13 protein-coding genes and 1 tRNA gene are annotated in these 19,934 nt (G+C 51.8%); 13 read left to right on the top strand and 1 reads right to left on the bottom strand.

Annotation, left to right across the window (positions count from 1 at the left end):
- Positions 1–137: 137 nt before the first annotated feature.
- Positions 138–1,220 carry a hypothetical protein gene (locus OHL19_RS11530; RefSeq protein WP_263357847.1) on the bottom strand — a complete coding sequence of 361 codons (1,083 nt, stop codon included), beginning with the start codon at positions 1,218–1,220 and terminating at the stop codon, positions 138–140.
- A 169-nt stretch (positions 1,221–1,389) separates the two neighbouring features.
- Between OHL19_RS11530 and OHL19_RS11525 the strand changes: the two genes are divergently transcribed.
- The 13 genes from OHL19_RS11525 (at position 1,390) to metX (ending at position 19,798) form a co-directional block, all read left to right on the top strand.
- Positions 1,390–2,532, top strand: coding sequence for a glycoside hydrolase family 172 protein (locus OHL19_RS11525; RefSeq protein WP_263357846.1), 1,143 nt, complete (start codon positions 1,390–1,392; stop codon positions 2,530–2,532).
- Between the two features lie 297 nt (positions 2,533–2,829).
- Entirely contained in the window at positions 2,830–3,834 is a 1,005-nt protein-coding gene (locus tag OHL19_RS11520) for a LacI family DNA-binding transcriptional regulator (RefSeq protein ID WP_263357845.1), read from the top strand.
- Positions 3,835–4,006: 172 nt separating this feature from the next.
- On the top strand, positions 4,007–7,630 hold the full coding sequence (locus OHL19_RS11515) for a TonB-dependent receptor (RefSeq protein WP_263357844.1): 3,624 nt from the start codon (positions 4,007–4,009) through the stop codon (positions 7,628–7,630).
- 104 nt (positions 7,631–7,734) lie between these two features.
- Positions 7,735–9,378: an alpha-L-arabinofuranosidase C-terminal domain-containing protein gene (locus OHL19_RS11510; RefSeq protein WP_263357843.1), complete on the top strand. Its 1,644-nt coding sequence runs from the start codon at positions 7,735–7,737 to the stop codon at positions 9,376–9,378.
- Positions 9,379–9,716: 338 nt separating this feature from the next.
- On the top strand, positions 9,717–10,262 hold the full coding sequence (locus OHL19_RS11505) for an RNA polymerase sigma factor (protein WP_263357842.1): 546 nt from the start codon (positions 9,717–9,719) through the stop codon (positions 10,260–10,262).
- Positions 10,259–12,898 (top strand): FecR domain-containing protein, encoded by a 2,640-nt coding sequence (locus OHL19_RS11500; protein WP_263357841.1) that lies wholly within the window; start codon positions 10,259–10,261, stop codon positions 12,896–12,898. Before OHL19_RS11505 ends, OHL19_RS11500 begins: the two co-directional genes overlap by 4 nt.
- A 1-nt stretch (position 12,899) precedes the next feature.
- Positions 12,900–13,841: an ABC transporter ATP-binding protein gene (locus OHL19_RS11495; protein ID WP_263357840.1), complete on the top strand. Its 942-nt coding sequence runs from the start codon at positions 12,900–12,902 to the stop codon at positions 13,839–13,841.
- A complete protein-coding gene (locus OHL19_RS11490; RefSeq protein WP_263357839.1) occupies positions 13,828–14,703 on the top strand; it encodes a hypothetical protein in 876 nt (291 codons plus the stop codon). Before OHL19_RS11495 ends, OHL19_RS11490 begins: the two co-directional genes overlap by 14 nt.
- Positions 14,704–14,708: 5 nt before the next feature.
- Positions 14,709–15,650, top strand: a complete 942-nt coding sequence (locus OHL19_RS11485) for an ABC transporter ATP-binding protein (RefSeq protein WP_263357838.1) — start codon at positions 14,709–14,711, stop codon at positions 15,648–15,650.
- Positions 15,647–16,513, top strand: coding sequence for an ABC transporter permease (locus OHL19_RS11480; protein ID WP_263357837.1), 867 nt, complete (start codon positions 15,647–15,649; stop codon positions 16,511–16,513). Before OHL19_RS11485 ends, OHL19_RS11480 begins: the two co-directional genes overlap by 4 nt.
- 134 nt (positions 16,514–16,647) lie before the next feature.
- Positions 16,648–16,735 (top strand) — tRNA-Ser (locus tag OHL19_RS11475).
- A 550-nt stretch (positions 16,736–17,285) separates the two neighbouring features.
- Entirely contained in the window at positions 17,286–18,617 is a 1,332-nt protein-coding gene (locus tag OHL19_RS11470; RefSeq protein WP_263357836.1) for a homocysteine synthase, read from the top strand.
- Positions 18,618–18,622: 5 nt separating this feature from the next.
- Entirely contained in the window at positions 18,623–19,798 is a 1,176-nt protein-coding gene (gene metX, locus OHL19_RS11465) for a homoserine O-acetyltransferase MetX (RefSeq protein WP_263357835.1), read from the top strand.
- Positions 19,799–19,934: the final 136 nt, after the last annotated feature.

Here is a 19,934-nt window from a genome sequence, read left to right as displayed (position 1 = left end):
ATCATTACATTCAACACTATTCCTTTAGAATCAGCAAGTTAAGATTTTCTAAAGGCAGCTTTTTCGCTAACAGTGCCCTAAGTCACAGAATCCTATCGAGCTTGGCGTTGTTGTATGGCCCTCATTTTAGGCGAGGCTCACTCCAAGTGAGCCTCAGGCCCAAGATCGGTGAGAGCAGGCTTCCAGGCAAAGGGCTCATTCTGACTAACGCCAAAGATGAATGTTTGCCCAGGGCTGAATTGTTCGCGCAATTCAAAATTTTCAAACGTTGTTCCGCCTGGAATTTCATTCTTCGATTGCCAGTACGTGTGGCGGCCATTCACCCTTACTCGTAAATTAGGCGCGATGTCTTTTGCGGGGATAGTCCAATACTGTGTGATTCTCGGACCGGCGTAATACCAGTTCGCCTTTGCATCTGGATTCCGTGATTGGGACGGAGTTCGCTCACTGGATGTGCAAAGAGCGATCGGATTACCCTGACTGTCGCGCAGCATCTCCTGCAACGGATAGGTATCCTTCTCCGCAAAATCATAACCCGCGTACGGATCGTACAGTTTCCGGCTGTCGACAACACGATTTTTCAACCATAGCAGTCGCAGCCGCTCGTATGCTCCCATGGTTGCGGTAAACACAACCTCATCGAGTGGCTTGCTGTCGCTGTAGGGGTATGCAGCAAAGCGCACTTCGTCAGGGTGATCGCTTCGGATCGATAGCAGCAGATAAACATGAGCTCCATTTTGCGTGAAGCGCTCAATCTCAACCCGTACTGAGAGAATCTCTACGTCGTGGCCGTCCTCATGTTTTGTCTCTATAGTTCCACTTACGTTTTGGACCTGTTGTGATGCCGCCATATCGGCCGAGCTGCTCGCCGAGACCCACAAGCGCGCCCCATTCATTCCGTGATCCAGTTTGCTCTTTTCAAGCTCGCTGAAACCCATACGGTCTCCTCGCAGCTTCTTGCCTTTTGTTGCTGGCTCAACGGCGACAAAATTCAGTAGGTTCGCCTCGCCGGTGCTGCGGTCGATTGTACCGATGCGGATCAAGCCGCGAGGCCCAGGCATCCCTCCAGGGGAGGGAAGGCCAAAGACAATGCCATCTTTGCGGCCCCAGATCAACGGGTCGCCGGCTTTTGCTGGACGTACCCAGTCCGAACTCTGCGCGAAGATAGAAGGCGCAAAAAGGGCAGTCAAGAGGATGAGTAAATGCAGTCGTAGTTTCATTCGTCTTCCGATTCGAGCTGACAGGATTCCCGTAAGGCGTATACAGGGGCGGTCTCGATGCCCCATCGTACATTAAGTATTGAAACGTTTAAAGCGTGAGAGTAGACTTCTCCAAAGTTTAGATGGACATGGAGAAGGAATGTGTAATTTGAGGATTCTTTGCAGACGTATGTTTACACTCACGACGCTGGTGTTGGGTCTGCTGACCGCGACAGGTATTTCGTCCGCCCAGAGTGGAGCAGATGGAACAGGTGGAATAATGGCCGGGCTGATAACTCCGCATGCATACGTGCAAAAGCGGGTGTCGAGTTATGACCGTACCGGGGCGAATGCCGATGCGATCCACATAGCCGCCGGGGCAACAGCCACTATTCTGGATGAATCTGGACCGGGCATCATTACGCATATCTGGTTCACCATCGCCTCACCTGAAGACCTCCATCTCAAAAAACTTGTACTCCGCATGTATTGGGACGATGAATCCTCCCCAAGCGTGGAAGCTCCTATCGGAGATTTTTTCGGCCTTGGTCTAGGCCAGTATTTTCTCTATGAGTCCGCGCCCTTGTCCGTCGCACCCGACAAGGCCTTGAACGCTTTCTTCCAGATGCCTTTCCGGAAGAAAGCCCGTATCACGGTAACGAATCAAGGGCAGGAGGATGTTGACTCCTTTTACTACAACATCGACTATCGCGCTTACTCTCAACCATTGCCGTCTGACACCCTGTATTTTCATGCAGAGTACCGACAGGCTACTCCGGCAAAAGGTTGGACAACGGACTGGAAGAGTAATGGCGATCCCCTCGTCAACGACAAGAAAAACCTCAATGGCGATGGCAACTACGTCTGGATGGAAGCGACAGGCCGCGGTCACTTTGTAGGCGTGACGATGTCCGTGCTGCAGAATCAGGATGGTTGGTGGGGCGAAGGCGATGATATGTTCTTCGTCGATGGAGAAAAGACGCCGTCTATCAATGGAACAGGTACAGAAGACTACTTTCTGGGAGCCTGGGACTTTGGCAGCCATCCATTTTCGTATGCGAGTTTCGGCGCGCCCGTCAAAGGGGAAGAGTTAGCTGGTAGTCGCTCATCAGTGTACAGATTCCATCTGGACTCACCCATTCCATTCACCAGGTCATTCAAAGCGACCATTGAACACGGCCATGCAAATGCCCGCTCAGACAATATGTTTTCAGTAGCGTACTGGTATCAAACGGAGCCCCATGCAGCGTTTCCCCCATTGCCCTCAGTGGAAGAGAGAATACCTCGAATCTATCCAGTCGGCGGCCCAGGCAATGCCGGAAAGAACCCGTAGCCATGCGCGCGCAGGCCAATCAAGCAACCTATGCTTGATTGGCTTGTTGGGAGGGTCATTTGATCGATTTAACCTATTTTGATCATTTTTATGATTTCCTCTTGCTTTTTTAAACGTTTAATAATAAAACGTCTGTAACGGTAAATCGGCATTCTAATCGCTTCAAACGGCACGGTCTTACGGTAGACGTTTTTGTATCGCAATGAAATCGCCGTTGGTAATTTCCTTTGCAGGAGTAAATCCCGCGTGAGGGAAGCACAGTACGTTTCAACTTTAATTGTCTTGGATATCTGAACTATGCCCACGATCGTAGACGTAGCGAAACGCGCTGGTGTATCGATCGCCACGGTGTCGAATGTTATTCGAAGTACAGCACGGGTAAGTACTACACTCCGTGAACGAGTAGAAGCTGCAATCGAAGAACTGCAATATCATCCCAATGAAATCGCACGAAGCCTTAAGGTCAGGCAAACATGCATGATTGCGATGGTGCAGCCAGACATCACAAACCCGTTTTTCCCGGAGATCATCCGAGGAGCGGAGGACAAAGCATTTGAATGTGGTTATCTGCTGCTGACCGCCAATACCGACGAGCAAATCGCCAGGGAGCAAGAGGTCTTCTCTACGCTGCGCTCCAGGCGCGTGGATGGGATTCTACTGGCGCCAGCATCAGGTACAAATTCGGTTCACATTCAGAGTGCTATTGAGGCAGGAATAGCCGTTGTCTGCGTAGACCGCGCGGTTCCTTCGGTTAAGACCGACGCGGTATTGCTGAACAATGCACGAGGCAGCTTCGAATGCCTGCAGCACATGATTCAAGCAGGGTACAAAAGCATTGCGATTATCACAGGTGATTTGAAGTTACAAACAGCCAAAGAGCGGCTCCAGGGTTATAAGCGTGCTTTGCGAGCAGCGGGTCTTGAAATTCGAGACGATTTGATTGTCGAAGGAGATTTTCGCCAGGAATCGGGCTATCGGTTAGCGAAGGAGTTGCTGCAGAGGACTACTCGCCCTTCCGCCATCTTTGTATGCAATGGAGTCATGACTCTGGGCGTCTTGAAAGCTTTTGAAGAGCTCCGTGTACGTTGCCCCGCCGATATTGGCTTGGCAACGTTTGATGACTTTATGGAAGAGATGGCCTTTCATCCACATTTGACAACCGTCGTTCAGCCAAGTTATGAGATAGGTAAACGCGCGGCAACCATGCTTATCGACAGAGTTGAGGGGAAACTGACGGGTGAGCCTTTGACCGTGCGTATCTCACCAGCCCTGATCCAACGAGAGACAACCAAGCGCCCATAGATCAGGTTGTGAGCGCCAGGAAAGTGTTTTTTACGATCCTGAAAAGTTGGGTTTTTAAACGTTTCAAAAATGTTGTAGTATTTTTGCGTCGCTGGTAAGTAAGAGCGTCGTTCGAACGCACATACCCGTGAGCACATCAAATTTCAACACTGTATTGCCAGGAGAGCCAGCTATGCGATTCAAGTCCGCCCTATTCGCGCTATTAATCGCGAGTATATTCTGTTGCCAATTACCACTGCTTGCCCAAGTCAACGGGTCCATCACCGGAACTGTACGAGATAGTTCGGATGCAGTGGTGCCCAGAGCCAAAGTAGTCGTCTCCAACAGTGAACACGGTATCCGCCGCGAAACCATAACCAATGCAGCAGGCGATTACCTGGTGCAGGCACTTGGTGAAGGCACTTACGTCGTGACCGTCACTGCTCCCAACTTTGAAAAATATGTGGCCTCGAACATTGTGATTCGTGTCGGACAGAACGCACGTATCGATGCCAAATTAGTAGTAGGTAGTCAGACCGAAGAAGTGTCGGTGGAGGGATCCTCCGCGGGCACCATTGAGACCCAGAGTTCTGAACTCTCGACAACAATCACAGCAAAACAAATTACACAATTGGAATTGAATGGACGGTCGTTTGTTCAATTGGTTGAGCTTTCCCCGGGCGTCAGTAATCAGACTGGCCAATCCGAAGGACAAACTGGGCCCGGTGGCAGTGTCTCTTACTCAATCAATGGTGGACGTACTGAGTACAACAACTGGGAAGTTGATGGCGGCGATGTCATGGACTCAGGCAGCATGTCTAACCTCAATGTCTTCCCGAATGTGGATGCTCTGGATCAGGTACAAGTCTTTACCTCCAGCTATGACGCCCAATATGGCCGTAGCGGTTCAGGCGCTATCGAGGCGGTTACAAAATCAGGTACGAATCACTTGCATGGCGAAGTGTTTGAATTCCTTCGCAACCAATTCTTCAATGCGGCTAATTACTTCAATCCTGCTGGCGAGCCTATTCAAGCCTATAAAAAGCACGATTTCGGTGGTACGATCGGTGGCCCAGTCTACATCCCTCATGTCTACAACGGACATGATAAAACTTTCTTCTTCTATTCGGAAGAGCTTCGCAGGGAGAACGTCCCGGGTTTTTACAACACTCCTATTCCGACCGCAGCGGAAAGGGCAGGCGATTACAACGGTACGCTTTGTCCTACCGCAGGAACACCATTCATTAGAACTCCGACGCTCTATCCCGACTGCCCTGCATACTCCACAGACCCAGCAACGGGCAACCTTGTAGGTTTTCCTGGCAATAATGTGGCTCCTTACATCGATACAACCAATGCAAATATCTTCCTGAATCTCATTCCGCTGCCGAACACGACGTTTAATGGGTTGCCATACTTCCAGATGGCAGCCGGCGCACCCTACACTTCCCATGAAGAGCTTTTCAAGATTGATCATCAGATCAATTCAAAGCTGCATGCCTCCTTCCGCTATATTCATGATTCGACAGATCAGGTTTACTTAACATCGACTCCATGGGCTATATCGAACCTGCCTGGCATTCCAGGGCATGAGCTTGGACCAGGCATATCGATGGTGTTCAATCTGAACTGGACCCCCTCTAATACGTTGACCAATGAGTTCATGGTTGGCTATGGAGCTAACCATCTCTCTATCACCAACACCACAAATGCTGGTAACCTTCCTCCTGGCCTGACCATGACCGGCCTTTTCAATAACAACTTCGGGGGCAAGATTCCGTCCTTCAGTATTGGCGGCGGAGAAAGCTTCGGATCTCTGGTTCAGGATGCAGGACCGGTCCCGTTCTACAACTCAAACCCGACCTATACTTATAGGGACACCGTAACCAAGCTACTTCACAGCCACAACCTCAAATTCGGCTTCTACTTCACCGCAAATCAGAAGAACGAAGACGCAGAACTCAACACGCAGGGCATCTTAAGCTTCAATGGAAATGGTGGAAGTTTCTATACCGCACCCCAAACGAATGGTGGTCCTCCTAGTACAGGCAATTCCTTCGCGGATTTCCTGGTCGGCGATATCGCAAATTACACACAATCGAATCAAGAACCGAAGTACCACTTCAAGTTCAAAATCTTCGAACCTTTCATTCAGGATGACTGGCACGTCAACAAGAAGCTGACGCTCAATCTTGGTTTGCGCATGAGTCTGTTTGGTTTGTATACGGAGAAGAACAATCTTGCTTATAACTTTGACCCTTCAGCCTTCAACCCAGCCAATATGCCGACCGTAGATCCGGACAATGGCAATCTCGATTTCGGTCCAGGACAAAGCATCAATAATCTCAGCGGTATAGTTCAGTGCGGCGTCGGTACTGTGCCCAAGGGTTGCATGAAAGGTCACTTATTCAACCCTGCGCCACGCGTCGGCTTTGCCTATGATCCCTTTGGCAATGGCAAGACGGCGATTCGCGCCGCCTATGGCATTTTCTACGAGCACACCAACGGCAACGAAGCCAATGCGGAATCGCTTGAAAATCAGCCACCGCTCGTTCAAACCCCGATCCAGTTCTACATTCAGGGTTATAAAAATATCGGTGGTGGTGGCGAGTACTTCCCGCTAGAGGTAAATTCCATCCCCACAGATAAAGTCCGATGGCCGTACATGCAGCAATATCATCTCGACATCCAACGGGAAATATTGAAAGACACTATTGTGACTGTTTCCTATGTGGGCAGCAAGGGAACACATCTCACACTTCAAAATGATCTCAACCAACTTCATGATCTTAACCAGGCTACAAACCCCTATCCCGCAGGTATTCCAATCACTAACCAAGATTGCGGAATGGCAGCCAATGGTGGTCCGGTTTATAACTCGGCAGGAAACCTTGTTGCAGGCGATGCACTCCTCCACTTAAATGTAGCCTGCGGCAATGTAAATGTAGATCAGTACCGGCAGAATTTCCCTGGTTGGGATACCATCACAGGAATTGGTCAGGGGGCCAGTTCTAATTACAATGCGCTCCAGGTTTCTGGACGTCGCACTGCAGCAAATCTGGAGTTGACCTTGGCCTATACTTATAGCCACGCCATCGACAACGCTTCTGACCGGTACGATGGGAACTTTGTGGATACCTATAACCTCAAAGCTAATCGTGCTAGTTCTAACCTTGATCAACGGCAGATTCTTAATTTCAGCTACATCTACACTCTGCCATTGCTGCAACAGTACAATCGGGCGACCAGACTTATCCTTGGCGGTTGGCAATGGTCTGGTATCACTTCGTTTCAGACAGGAAAGCCTTTTAGCATTGTGAACGGGTATTACTACGATAATGCTGGCGTAGCCAATGGAAATGGGACAGGATCTTATGTCGATTTTGCTCCTGGTGTAAGTAAACATCATGTCACTGGACCGAAAAGACAGGCGGGTGTTTATGGCCCATTGCTCTTTAACCCTGCTGCCTACAACGAACCCACAGGGTTGACATTCGGAAACTCAGGACGTAACTCACTCTTCGGACCAAAGACTACCAACTTTGACATGGGTGTTTTCAAGCATTTTGCCATTGGGAAAAAGGTGACAACCGAGTTTCGCGCAGAAGCATTCAACGTTTTCAATCATGCGCAATTCACCGGCGTAAATAACTCACCAGGCTGCTTTGGCCAAAACGGCAACAACGCCAATAGCGCAGGCAATACTGAATGCGTGAATGGAGAACCTGACCAAGGTATTGTTGCCTCTAACTTCCTTCACCCAAGCGCAGCATATGCTCCCCGCATCCTTCAGTTTGCTTTGAAGGTGATTTTCTAAATCTCACGCTGAATCCAACTCCCCACGCTGCCATATCGCTAATCGCATATGATAGCGTGGGGAATTTTGCTGACGGGAATAGATCGAGAAAAGCAGGAGTTAACTTGCAAAGAAGAGGGTTTCTCAAAGCTGGCGGCGCGGCTGGTTTAGTCACATTGGTCGGGCATCGTCTGGGCATGGCGGCTCCAGCCTCTGACTCGCATATTGAAGTGCTTATCGAAGAGCCGGTAGCTACAATCTCTCCTAATATCTACGGTCACTTCATCGAACATATCGGCGGAGTCATCTACGACGGAGTGTGGGTAGGGAAAAACTCCACCATCCCTAACATTCAAGGCGTTCGCAAATCGCTCGTCGACAAACTTCATGAAATTCATGCGCCTATGGTCCGCTGGCCAGGAGGCTGTTTCGCCGACAGCTATGATTGGCGAGACGGTGTCGGTTCGGACCGGCCTAATCGCACTAACTTCTGGGTTGATGAATTTGAACCTTCGCGACTGACCAGCAACGCTGTTCAAATCTACGATAGCAACGCCTTCGGAACGGATGAGTTCCTTCGATTCTGCAAGCTGGCAAATACGCAGCCATATTTGGCAGCCAACGTCCGCAGCCTGTCTGCGCTTGAATTTGATCGCTGGGTTGAATACTGCAATTCGCCTGCAGGAAGCACGACCCTTGCGGATCACAGAGCGAAGAATGGCTCTGTAGAGCCTTACAATGTGAAGCTCTGGGGAATTGGGAATGAGAGTTGGGGCTGCGGAGGCAACTTTACTCCGCAGGATTACGCCTCGGAGTTCCGTCGTTACACAGCCTGGGTGCCTCAGTACGGGCTTCCACTTGAATACATCGCATCTGGCCCATCGGGCAACGATCTGGTCTGGACAAGAGGCTTTTTTGAGAAGGCATTTTCCATGGGCGACCACAAGATTGCAGGTTGGTCGATCCACTACTATGCCTGGAATCTCAGCCGCGGAAAATCGACAGATTGGGTTGAGGCGAAGGGCGACTCTTTGCATTTCGATATCGCCGATTGGTATGAAGTGTTCAAACAAGGCTACATGATTGAAAAGATCATCCAGGATCAATGGGCCGCCATCGGGGAATATGATGAAGAACACAAAATCAAGTTGGTCATCGACGAATATGGTCCCTGGTATAAGAAGGGAACTGAGGTATCTCAGGATTCCATCCTAAGTCAGCAAGTTACAATTCGCGACGCTCTGTTTACGGCCTTCACCCTCGATATCTTCAACCGCCATGCGGATAAGGTCTCAACGGCCGCATGCGCACAGCTAATCAACTGCATCAACGCACTTTTCCTTGCTCATGAAGATAAGTTCGTTGTTACCCCAAACTTTCATGTATTCGATATGTACTCGGCTCACCAGGGAGGCCAGTCCCTGCGTACCGAATTCTCATCACCGTCTGCAAAGTACACGAGCGATGGCCAGCCATCGACCTTTTGGGGATTGAATGGATCGGCTTCGTTGAAAGGCAAATCTCTGACATTGACAGTGGTCAATGCCGATGCATCGTCCTCGCGCGAAACTGAAATCGTGCTTCGAGGAGCCAACGTGTCTTCGGTCGCGGGCAGAGTACTTTCCGCAACCGATATTCACGCACACAATTCATTTGAACAATCGATGGTCGCCGGACCTGTTGCGACGTCTGTTAAACAGAGTGGCGATACGCTGCACTTTACATTTCCGCCAGCCTCAGTAACCGCTCTTACTATTAGTCTCGCCTGATATCTATCGTTTGATTTAAGAAAGAGTGGCTGGGCAATCATTCAAACCAGCCACTCTGCGTGCCACATTAATCGAGGTAAGAGCTCCAGCATCGTTCTATAGATCCGCACCTCATCGATCGGCAATTTAGAGCAGCGCGGCTGCCTGCGAATCACCCTCATTGTTCTCAAGCCATCCACGAGATATAACTATGCTGACTTTCCGCCTGTAGAGATCAATTGCGGCTCTTTGCTGCTTGTTCTGAACATTCCGGGCTTTTCTTTCGTAATTATTTCAAGCTGGATTAATAATTATCCGGTTACAGCGTCATCTCTATGAACAGTCAAAAAGGTGAACAAATGGCCGTCGGCAGCGCAATCATGCCGTTAACAGAAAACCGGGAACAGCTCTCGGAGTTATTTCGAGAACATCACCGGCGCGTTCTCACGGCTGCCTATCGAATCACGGGCAGTATGGCCGACGCGGAGGATGTAGCTCAGGTCGTGTTCCTGCGCATGATTGGCGGTAACGGACCACCTGTTGCGAATGCGGGCAGTTATCTTTATCGAGCGGCTATCAACGGGGCGCTGGATCTGCTCCGTCGGCGAAAGACAGCGGCAGCGGAACCGCTGGAAGAAGCAGCAGGAATAGCCACTGCAGGTCGTGGCAGTTCGCCCGAAGCTGAAGCATCAAGCAGGGAACTCGGCGATTGGCTCAGGCTGGCAATTGGCGAGTTGTCTCCCAAGGCAGCCGAAATGTTCACCTTGAGATATGTAGAAGAGTTGGGCAATCGTGAGATCGCACAGCTGATGGGAACCTCGCAGGCAGTAGTCGCTGTGACGCTTCATCAAACCCGATCCAGATTGAAGAAACGACTCATGCAATTGGAACAGGAGAGACTATGAATCACGATGAGATGCTGCTGAGAACTGCCGTACGTACACTGCAAGCCGACGCGCCCGAGGATGCAATGATATCCGCTTCCGCAAAGCGAGTGGCGGAGCGCCTGGGTATCGAAGCAGGAAGCGAATTTGCCATGGACGCCATCGAGAACTGCGATGACGTGCAGCATCTGCTTGCCTCTTATCGCGCAGGAACTCTATCTAACGCGCGCTCTGTTTTGATTGATGCACATTTGCGCGACTGTGGGGCCTGCTTCCGTCGTTTCCGAAGCGAGTCAGGAACGGGAGCAGTCGATTGGTCTATTCCCGCAGCCGCTCGTTCTTCTGTTTGGCGTCCTCGCAAACTTGGTCGCGCATTCGGTTGGGCATTGGCTCCCACGCTGGCGCTTCTAGCCGCATCCTTCTTTGTCTACAAAGCATACTGGCAGGTTCCACCGGGAGTTCGCGCCGAAGTACTGTCGACCGATGGTTCCGTCTATCGCATCTCAGACTCGGGCGATGGTCGCCTTACACCCGGCGATAGACTTGGCGAAGGGGAACACCTGCGCACCAGCAGTGGAGCGCATGCCGTTCTTCGTCTCACCGATGGATCAACGGTCGAGATCAACGAACGAAGTGCTCTGGGAGTCGGCGCGAGAGGGCATAACATGACCGTCTCGCTCGATAGTGGAGCAGTCATCGTACAAGCATCCAAGCGTGATTCCGGCCATTTATATGTGAAGACTCCAGACTGCCGCGTGGCTGTTACAGGTACTGTATTCTCTGTTGATTCCGGTATTAAAGGCTCGCGAGTTGCAGTATTGCAAGGAGCCGTTCACGTTAACCATGCGGGACTGGATACGCTGGTGCATGCCGGCGATCAAATGACAACAAGCGATAGTCTGAACACTGCTCCTGTAGCGCAGCAAATCGCCTGGAGTCATGATCGTGATAAGTATCTCCCGCTGCTTGCGCAATTCTCCGCACTGCAACGCCAGATTGAACAGATCCCGTTTCCTCAATCCAGATACAGCAGTGACTTGCTGACACGTGTTCCCGCGGATACATTGCTGTACGTCAGCATTCCCAACCTGGGTGATTTTATGAACCAGGCAAATAAGATCTTCCACGATCAATTGCAGCAAAGTCCCGCACTTCAACAGTGGTGGGGTCACGCGAATAATCACAATACTGCTGATCTCGACGCGCTTGTCGACAAGCTCTATCAGATGAGCCAATATCTCGGCGATGAGATCGTCGTAGTTGGAGTGATGCAGGCCGATACACCGAGTTTCGCTATAGTTGCCGATCTTCACCGGAGCGGTTTAGATGATTTTCTGCGAAATCAGTTTTCTGCCTCGGCATCGAACCCTGGCCTAGTCGTACTTGACGAAGCTTCTCTGGCGGCTACTCCTGTCTCATCGAAGACATCGTTAGGAAAGACGCAGGTTGGCGAGTACGCTCTCATCCGACAGCACGAGGCGATCTTCTCAAATAGCATCGCAACATTGAAGCAGATGAATGCGCAATTGAATGCAGGGGCAAGCGGCTTTGCGACAGGTGAATTTGGACAGCAGATCACAGCCGCCTACACTCGCGGTGCAGGAGTCATCCTGGCCGCGGATCTGCATCAGATGATAGGCGACAAACTTACGGTGCTGTCTACTCACGCAAATGGTCCAGCGATTGCCAGCAAGAGTGGAATTGAGGATGTGCGATATCTGATTGCAGAGCATCGCGAAACAAATGGCCTGCCTGAAAACCACTTGAATTTACAGTTCTCCGGAGCACGTCAGCGTGTGGCCTCATGGCTCGCTGCACCAGCTCCCATTGGTTCGCTTGACTTTGTAACACCGAATGCAGCGATTGCAGTAGCCTTGCTTTCAAAGGACCCCAAGGCCATTGCAGATGACATCATGACCATGACTGAATCCGAGGAGGGAGGGCAGAGCAAAGATTGGAATGAGGCTGAGGCCAAACTTCAAATCAACTTCCGCGATGATTTGGCCGCGAACCTCGGCGGTGATTTCCTCCTGTCGCTTGATGGACCAGTTTTGCCAACTCCCTCGTGGAAGGCTGTCATCGAAGTTCATGACTCAGCAAAGTTGGAGAAAACGCTTGAGCAATTAACTCAAGCTATTCGCAACCAGGCTCAGGGTAAAAATGCCCATGCCATTACCATTGAATCCAGTCAGATCGACGCACAACGTTTCTACTCCGTGCATGATCTGACATCCGGCAGCACCATCGCGCAATATACCTTTACGGATGGTTACATGATCGTTGCGCCAAATCGCGCATTGCTTATAGAGGCAATACGCACGCATACAACTGGAAATTCGCTGGCTCGCTCGACAGCGTTCAAGGCTTTGCTTCCAAAAGACGACAACGAGAATTACTCAGCAGTTGCCTATCAGAACCTGAGCCCGGTATTGACGCCTCTTCTCTCTCAAGTGAGTGGCGAATCAGCAGAAGCAATCCAGAAGCTGGCTGCAGATGCTCGCCCTACTGCAATCTGCGCCTGGGGCAAAGACAGCGGCATCGAAGCGGCCAGCGATAGTCATCTCTTTGGGTTTGATTTTCTGACACTCGAAGCTTTAATCAATCCAGGGAAAAACAAGCTTGGGAACAAGCACGCTGATCTTAGCGTAAGAGAGTGATATGGGCATCATTGATCTCGATGGGTTAGAGGTTCGTCTCGGGAACCGCACCGTGTTGAACGGGCTGACAGGGGAGTTGCAGGGGCGCGCCATAGGTCTGCTTGGCCCCAATGGCGCTGGAAAATCCACGTTGATCAACACGCTGCTCGGCTTTTATCGTCCATCGAAAGGCGCTGCCCGTGTCTTTGGTTTAGACGCACATCGAGACCGGGCGCAGATACGTGGAGGAATCGGCTATATGCCTGAGAATGATTCCTTCATCGGCAACATGAGCGGCGTTCGATTCGTTCGCTACATGGCTGAGCTCGCGGGTTTGCCTGCTGGCGAGGCGCTGGAGCGTGCACACGAAGCACTCTTCTATGTAGGCCTGGGCGAGGTTCGCTATCGCAAAGTGAACTCTTATTCGCTCGGGATGAAGCAACTCATCAAACTTGCACAGGCGCTTGCGCATGGCCCCAGGCTGCTTATCTTGGATGAGCCAACCAACGGCCTCGATCCCATGGCCCGGCAGCGCATGATTCAACTCATCCAGGAGATTCGCAAAGAAGGAAGCGTTCGCCTGCTCATCTCATCTCATCTGTTGCGAGATATTGATGAGACCTGTGATGAGGTTCTCATTCTCAAGAGTGGTCGCGTTGCCGCTCTCTGCAATATAGAAGAAGAGCGCCGCTCTAACCGCAGCTTCATGGAGCTTGAAACAGTTGGTGCAACCGAGCAATTCTCTGTGAGTATTCGCGGTCTCGGTTGCGAATGCGCCTCCTTTCCCGGAGGCCGTATTAAGCTCGTCATTCCCGATCAGGTTGAGGTTCGAGATCTATACGTCATTGCATCCGAACAAGGAGTGCAGATTCGTCGTATGAACCAGCGGCGCGACTCCCTTGAAGATATCTTTCTCAGAGCGATGGACAACGAGTCAGGGCGGCCTACACATGTCAGTCTATAAACTGAATTACCGCGCATATACGGGCAAAGTTACCCCAATGTGGGCACGTATCCTCGTGCTTGTGCGCTATGGTTATGCAGAAGCCTGGTCATCCAAAATCACGGTGGGGATAGCTATACTAAGCCTGTTGCCATGCATCGTTTTTTTGTTTGGAATCTATATTTCAAACAACCCGATGGCGAGATTGATGTTAGGCAATCAATCTCCGCGCGGATTAACGATCGATGCAGAATTTTTCCTTATCGTGCTGCAAATAGAATCCTGGTTTGCGCTGGTGATGACCGCCTGGGTAGCACCGCGGCTCATAACATTTGACCTTGCAGATAACGCACTGCCTATCCTGCTCAGTCATCCAATATCGCGATTCGGCTATGTCTTCGGTAAATTCATCTCATTGTTTGTCATACTCTCCATGACCACCTGGATTCCTGGCCTTATGCTCTTTGCATATCAAGGCTATTCCTCGCCTCTACCCTGGGCTCTCGCAAATCTCCGCATCGCAGTCGGTCTCTGGGCAGGCGCCGTGATCTGGACTGCGTTCCTTTCTATTCTCGGTCTGGCACTATCCTCATGGGTTAAGTGGAGAGCCGTTGCAACCGGCATCATCTTTGCAGCGGTCTTTGTACCGGCAGGTGTAGGAGCCATCGTAAGCGCGGTGCTACGGACGAGATGGGGCTTTCTGCTTAACATCCCCTTCATGATGTCCGTACTTTGGCAACGGCTATTGGGAGCGCCGGAATTCGCCAAACAAAAAATATCGTTGCCAACAACAGCAATCGCCATCATGCTCATGCTGATTTGTCTCATCTGCGTAGCCATGCTGAACGCGCGTATCCGAGCTCGTGAAGTGGTGAGAGGATGAGTGCGATGACCGACAGAATTATTTTCAACGATGTATCGAAATTCTACGGCGATGTTCTCGGCGTCAATCGAATCTCGCTTTCCATCCCGCCAGGAATCACAACTCTCGTAGGCCCCAACGGTTCAGGGAAGACAACGCTGATGAACCTCATGACAGGACTGGTCCAGCCATCCAACGGACACATCTCCGTTATGGGTCTTTCTCCCGGCAATGCAACTGAGTTCTTTCGTAACGTTGGCTATTGCACACAGTTCGACTACTTCCCACGCGGAATCACCGGATGGGAGTTCGTCTTTGACAGCCTGATGCTTCACGGTATGGACAAGATGGATGCCTTCCGCCTCACCATGGAAGCTCTCGAACGCGTGCAGCTCGGCGATGCTGCAGGGCGAAGAATTGCAGGCTACAGCAAAGGTATGCGGCAGAAGATTCGCCTCGCTCAGGCCATAGCCCATCATCCGCGAGTACTTGTCCTGGATGAACCACTCAATGGACTCGATCCGATGGCTCGCGCCGAATCGATAGCGCTTTTTGAAGAGCTAGGCAGACAAGGCATGCATCTGTTGATCTCCAGTCATATTCTCGATGAAGTCGATCGAATCTCTGACCGCGTCGTTCTCATTACCGGCGGATATCTTATCGCTGAAGGCAATATTCATCAGGTTAGGCAGGAAGTACGCGAGAAGCCCATGCAGGTTCTTATTCGCTGCAATCACCCCGAGCTATTGGCGTCGAAGATGTTCGCCATCAATCATTGCGTTGAAGCCAGATTGCATGCAGATGGAGCAGGCGTATTTCTTCGCACCGGAGATATCGATCAGTTCTATTCCATGCTCAACGGAATCGCAGCGGAAGGACTCGTGAAAATCGACGCAGTCGCTCCAGCCGATGACGATGCCAATGCCATCTATCAATATCTGATCGGCTCAGATGGGAGTGCATCATGACGCCACAAACAACAGCCAGCTTTCGAGAACAACTTGCGCAACAGCCGTGGGGACTATGGTGGTTACAAGGCCGACGACTGACCTCTATCGAAGTAAGAAGAAATCTTTTTTCATGGAAGGCAAGCTGGATTTACTTCCTTGCTTTCATTCCCACCTTTATCATCCTGATTCATTTGGTTGCAGACAAGCATCTTCAGTACATGTTGAGTGAGGATACGAACATACTCGCCGGCATCGTGCAGTTCTACTACATTCGCCTCGGAGTCTTTTTCGGCTGCCTCGGCATCTTTTCACGGCTGATTCGCGGAGAGATGATCGAACGCAGCCTCCACTTCTATCTCCTGGCTCCGGTGCGACGAGAAATCCTTCTCTTATCCAAATTTGTAGCCGGATCGATTAGCGCGTTGCTCCTGTTCGGTACTGCAATCACTCTTGATTTCTCTTTGATGTATGCGGGCTTCGGCGCTGCCGGCCGCGATTACATCTTCAACGGCCCAGGCCTCGGACAGTTCGAGGCGTATCTCGCAATTATCGTCCTCGCCTGCCTCGGATATGGCGCGGTATTCCTTCTCCTAAGCATGATGTTCAGAAATCCCACTCCCGCTGCGATGCTCGTTCTCGGTTGGGAAGCAATCAATCCCATCCTGCCATCGCTGCTTCAAAAAATAAGCGTCGCATCCTACCTCCGTCACCTGATGCCGGTGAGCGTCGCCGCAAACGGAATCTTTGCTCTTCTAACTGTTCAGACCGAACCCGTATCCGCCTGGGCTGCAGTTTTGGGCCTGCTCCTGTTAATCGCGGCAGTGCTGCTCTATTCTTGCTATCGCATCCGAACTCTCGAGATTCGCTACACCACCGAATAGCCAGGTAGCGCTTGAGCACACGCTTCGTTCTTTTGAAGGCGCCCAAGCCACTCTGTTGGGAGGGAGCCGACGCCTGCAGGCTCTCCGTTCACAGGGGAGTTTCTGTTACACTTGCCAATGTAGATTGAATTGTTGGAGAGATGGCCGAGTGGCTGAAGGCGCACGCTTGGAAAGCGTGTTTACCGCAAGGTAACGTGGGTTCGAATCCCACTCTCTCCGCCAGCGCTATTCTTAAATAGCTCAAATTAAGTAGTTGCTCGATTTAAAAGGCATTTACCTACCGCCTGATTAATCCCCTCAGTCCATACACTCCACCTAATCCTCGCAATTCCCCACCGTTAGCCATCGACAAAATAGATCTGAAGATACAGACAGAATAGGGTTCCTCATCGTAGTTAGCTCTGGAGGGCTAATACCGACGAACCTGGCTTCATTTTGCTTATGCCGCCGAAATACTGTACGCTTTTGAGTAGCACACTGGGCAGCAAAGCTGCTTAATCTTGTGTAACCCTTTAATTGTCATCTGTTTATATGATAATTAAAGAGAATTATTGAGTTGAATGTCGATCCAGATACAGGCCGTTGCTACCATTGTCCTCATGTGCGTGAGCATGTGTATGTGTCGTGTGCCCGTGCCGGTGGTTCTGGATAAGCGAATGCGATAGACGCAGACACTTTTCAGCAAAAGCGGCCCGGGTCCTGTCGAGGATTCGGGCCGCTTTATTTTTGCACTTGTTTGAAGATCAGAAAATTAAAACCAGAGGAGATTGTCATGTCGGAATCTGAAGTACCGAAGTATCAGTTAGCTACGCTTGCTGTTCATGCTGGACAGGTGCCTGATCCCGCTACCGGGTCGCGGGCTGTGCCGATTTATCAGACGACTTCTTATGTCTTCAACGATGCAGACCACGCAGGCCGACTGTTTGGGCTGAAGGAGTTTGGAAATATCTACACGCGGATCATGAATCCGACGACGGATGTGTTTGAGAAGCGGGTGGCCGCGCTTGAGGGTGGTGTGGCCGGATTGGCTACAGCGAGCGGGCAGGCAGCAGAGACGCTGGTGCTGACTACCTTGGCGTCAGCCGGGGACGAGATTATTTCGACTACTTCGCTGTACGGCGGGACTTATAACTTGTTTCATTACACGCTGCCGCGGCTGGGAATTACCGTGCGGTTTGTGGATGCGGATGACTTCGACGGGTTGAAGGCTGCTATTAATTCCAAGACGCGAGCGATCTATACGGAAAGTCTGGGAAATCCCAAGCTGGATGTAGTCGACCTGGAGGCGCTGGCCAGCATTGCGCATGAGAACGGACTGCCGCTGGTGGTGGACAATACAACGCCTTCGCCTGCACTGATCAGGCCGATAGAGTGGGGCGCGGACATTGTCGTGAATTCCGCCACGAAGTTTCTGGGCGGTCATGGAACCACGATTGGCGGCGTAATTGTGGATGCCGGTCGTTTTGACTGGGCCGCTTCTGGAAGGTTTAGCGAATTTACTGAGCCTGATCCTTCCTATCATGGGCTTTCTTACACCGAGGCTTTTGGACCGCTGGCGTTTATTTTGAAGGCGCGGGTGCAGGGACTGCGGGATACAGGCGCGGCGCTTTCGCCATTCAATGCGTTTTTGCTGTTGCAGGGAATTGAAACGCTGCACCTGCGACTGGAGCGGCACTCTACCAATGCGCTGGCTGTAGCCAGCCATCTGGAGGCGCATCCGGCGGTAGCCTGGGTGAATTATCCGGGGCTGGAGAGCAGCAAGTTCTATACGCGTGCGCAGAAGTATCTGCCTGCCGGACAGGGCGCGCTGGTGACGTTTGGTTTGAAGGGCGGCTTTGACGCCGGAAAGACGCTGATTAATTCGCTGAAGCTCTTTTCGCTCTTGGCGAATATCGGCGATGTAAAGTCGCTGGTGATTCACCCGGCATCGACCACGCATCAGCAGTTGACGGTAGAAGAGCAGGGGACGACAGGCGTGAGCCCGGACCTGGTGCGGTTGTCGGTGGGGATCGAGGATATTCGCGATATTCTCGCTGACCTCGACCGGGCGATTGCCACTGCCACGGCCGCCGGGGACAAGAGCGGGGTGCTTGTCGCACAATGAGCTTGATGACCGAGCCAGAGATCGTGCGCAAATCAGAATTGCGGGAGAAGCGAGAAGTCCGGATTCCAGTGCCGACCTACGAGGGCGATTTTGTTCTCGAAGAGCATCTGCTGCTGGAGTGCGGGCGCACGCTGGTAAATCCGACGCTGCATTATGCCGTCTATGGGCGGCTGAATACGGCGTCGGGCGGTTCCAGCGAGAGTAATGCGGTGCTGGTTTGCCACGCTTTGTCCGGCTCGGCTCTGGTCGGCGGCTGGTGGCCGGAGCTGTTTGCGGATGGCGGCATCGTCGATCTCGCTGAGGATTGCGTGATCTGCGTAAATATCTTTGGCTCCTGCTATGGCTCGACGGGGCCGGGGTCTGTCGATCCGGAAACAGGGCAGGTTTACGGGCCACATTTTCCGCTGGTTTCCATTCGGGATAATGTGCGGGCCCAGGCGCGTTTGCTGGATTCGCTGGGGATTGCCCAGCTAAAGCTGGCGATTGGCGGATCGATCGGCGGCATGCAGGCGCTGGAGTGGTCGATTCTTTATCCGCAACGGGTGAGGCGAGCCGTGGTGATCGGGGTGGCTCCGCTCAACGCGATGGGGCTGGCGCTGAACCATTTGCAGCGGCAGGCGATTCAGAACGATCCGGATTGGCAGGGTGGGAATTATCTGCCGCGAAAGCAGCCTTTAAAGGGGTTGGCCCAGGCGCGGGAGATTGCAACATTGAGCTACAAATCTTCGGAGCTGTTTACGGAGCGATTCGGGCGCAATCCCAACCGAAACGGGGAAGACCCGTGGGCTCTGGACGATAACGGCGGTGGATTAGGCAATTTGCACGGGGGGCGGTTTGATGTTGCGGGGTACTTGGATCATCAGGGCAAGATCTTTCTGAGTCGGTTCGACGCCAATGCTTACCTGGCGATTTTGCGGACTATGGATATCTGGGATCCGGTGAATTCATCGCATGGGCATCGTGATCCGCTGGACATCTACGGGCGTATTACGGCGCATCTTACTTTTGTAGGCATCAGTTCGGACTGGTTGTTTCCTTCGCGGGAGGTGCGGGAACTGGCGCTGGCGGTACAGGCCTGCGGGGTTCGCGCCGAGTACCGGGAGATGACTACCGCGCATGGACATGATGCGTTTTTGGCAGAGCAGGCGGAACTGGTTCGCCTATTGCAATGGGAAGAATGATTCACCGCTTGTCACTTGGCGTTTGTGTTTCTATAATCCCCTCAACACCGCAAGGAAGGCAGAACGTGAAAATTCACGCTCTGTTCATCGGCTACCGGGGCAGCCCGGCTGTTTCTTTTTCTTGTAGGTGCATGAT

The sequence above is a fragment of the Acidicapsa ligni genome (assembly GCF_025685655.1).
Taxonomy (GTDB): Bacteria; Acidobacteriota; Terriglobia; order Terriglobales; family Acidobacteriaceae; genus Acidicapsa; species Acidicapsa ligni.
This window is presented reverse-complemented; position numbering and strand designations above follow the sequence as displayed.

Coding starts and splice junctions, on each gene's coding strand:
- OHL19_RS11530 (WP_263357847.1), bottom strand. CDS start 1,220: ATGAAACTACGACTGCATTTACTCATCCTCTTGACTGCCCTTTTTGCG.
- OHL19_RS11525 (WP_263357846.1), top strand. CDS start 1,390: ATGTTTACACTCACGACGCTGGTGTTGGGTCTGCTGACCGCGACAGGT.
- OHL19_RS11520 (WP_263357845.1), top strand. CDS start 2,830: ATGCCCACGATCGTAGACGTAGCGAAACGCGCTGGTGTATCGATCGCC.
- OHL19_RS11515 (WP_263357844.1), top strand. CDS start 4,007: ATGCGATTCAAGTCCGCCCTATTCGCGCTATTAATCGCGAGTATATTC.
- OHL19_RS11505 (WP_263357842.1), top strand. CDS start 9,717: ATGGCCGTCGGCAGCGCAATCATGCCGTTAACAGAAAACCGGGAACAG.
- OHL19_RS11500 (WP_263357841.1), top strand. CDS start 10,259: ATGAATCACGATGAGATGCTGCTGAGAACTGCCGTACGTACACTGCAA.
- OHL19_RS11495 (WP_263357840.1), top strand. CDS start 12,900: ATGGGCATCATTGATCTCGATGGGTTAGAGGTTCGTCTCGGGAACCGC.
- OHL19_RS11490 (WP_263357839.1), top strand. CDS start 13,828: ATGTCAGTCTATAAACTGAATTACCGCGCATATACGGGCAAAGTTACC.
- OHL19_RS11485 (WP_263357838.1), top strand. CDS start 14,709: ATGACCGACAGAATTATTTTCAACGATGTATCGAAATTCTACGGCGAT.
- OHL19_RS11480 (WP_263357837.1), top strand. CDS start 15,647: ATGACGCCACAAACAACAGCCAGCTTTCGAGAACAACTTGCGCAACAG.
- OHL19_RS11470 (WP_263357836.1), top strand. CDS start 17,286: ATGTCGGAATCTGAAGTACCGAAGTATCAGTTAGCTACGCTTGCTGTT.
- metX (WP_263357835.1), top strand. CDS start 18,623: ATGACCGAGCCAGAGATCGTGCGCAAATCAGAATTGCGGGAGAAGCGA.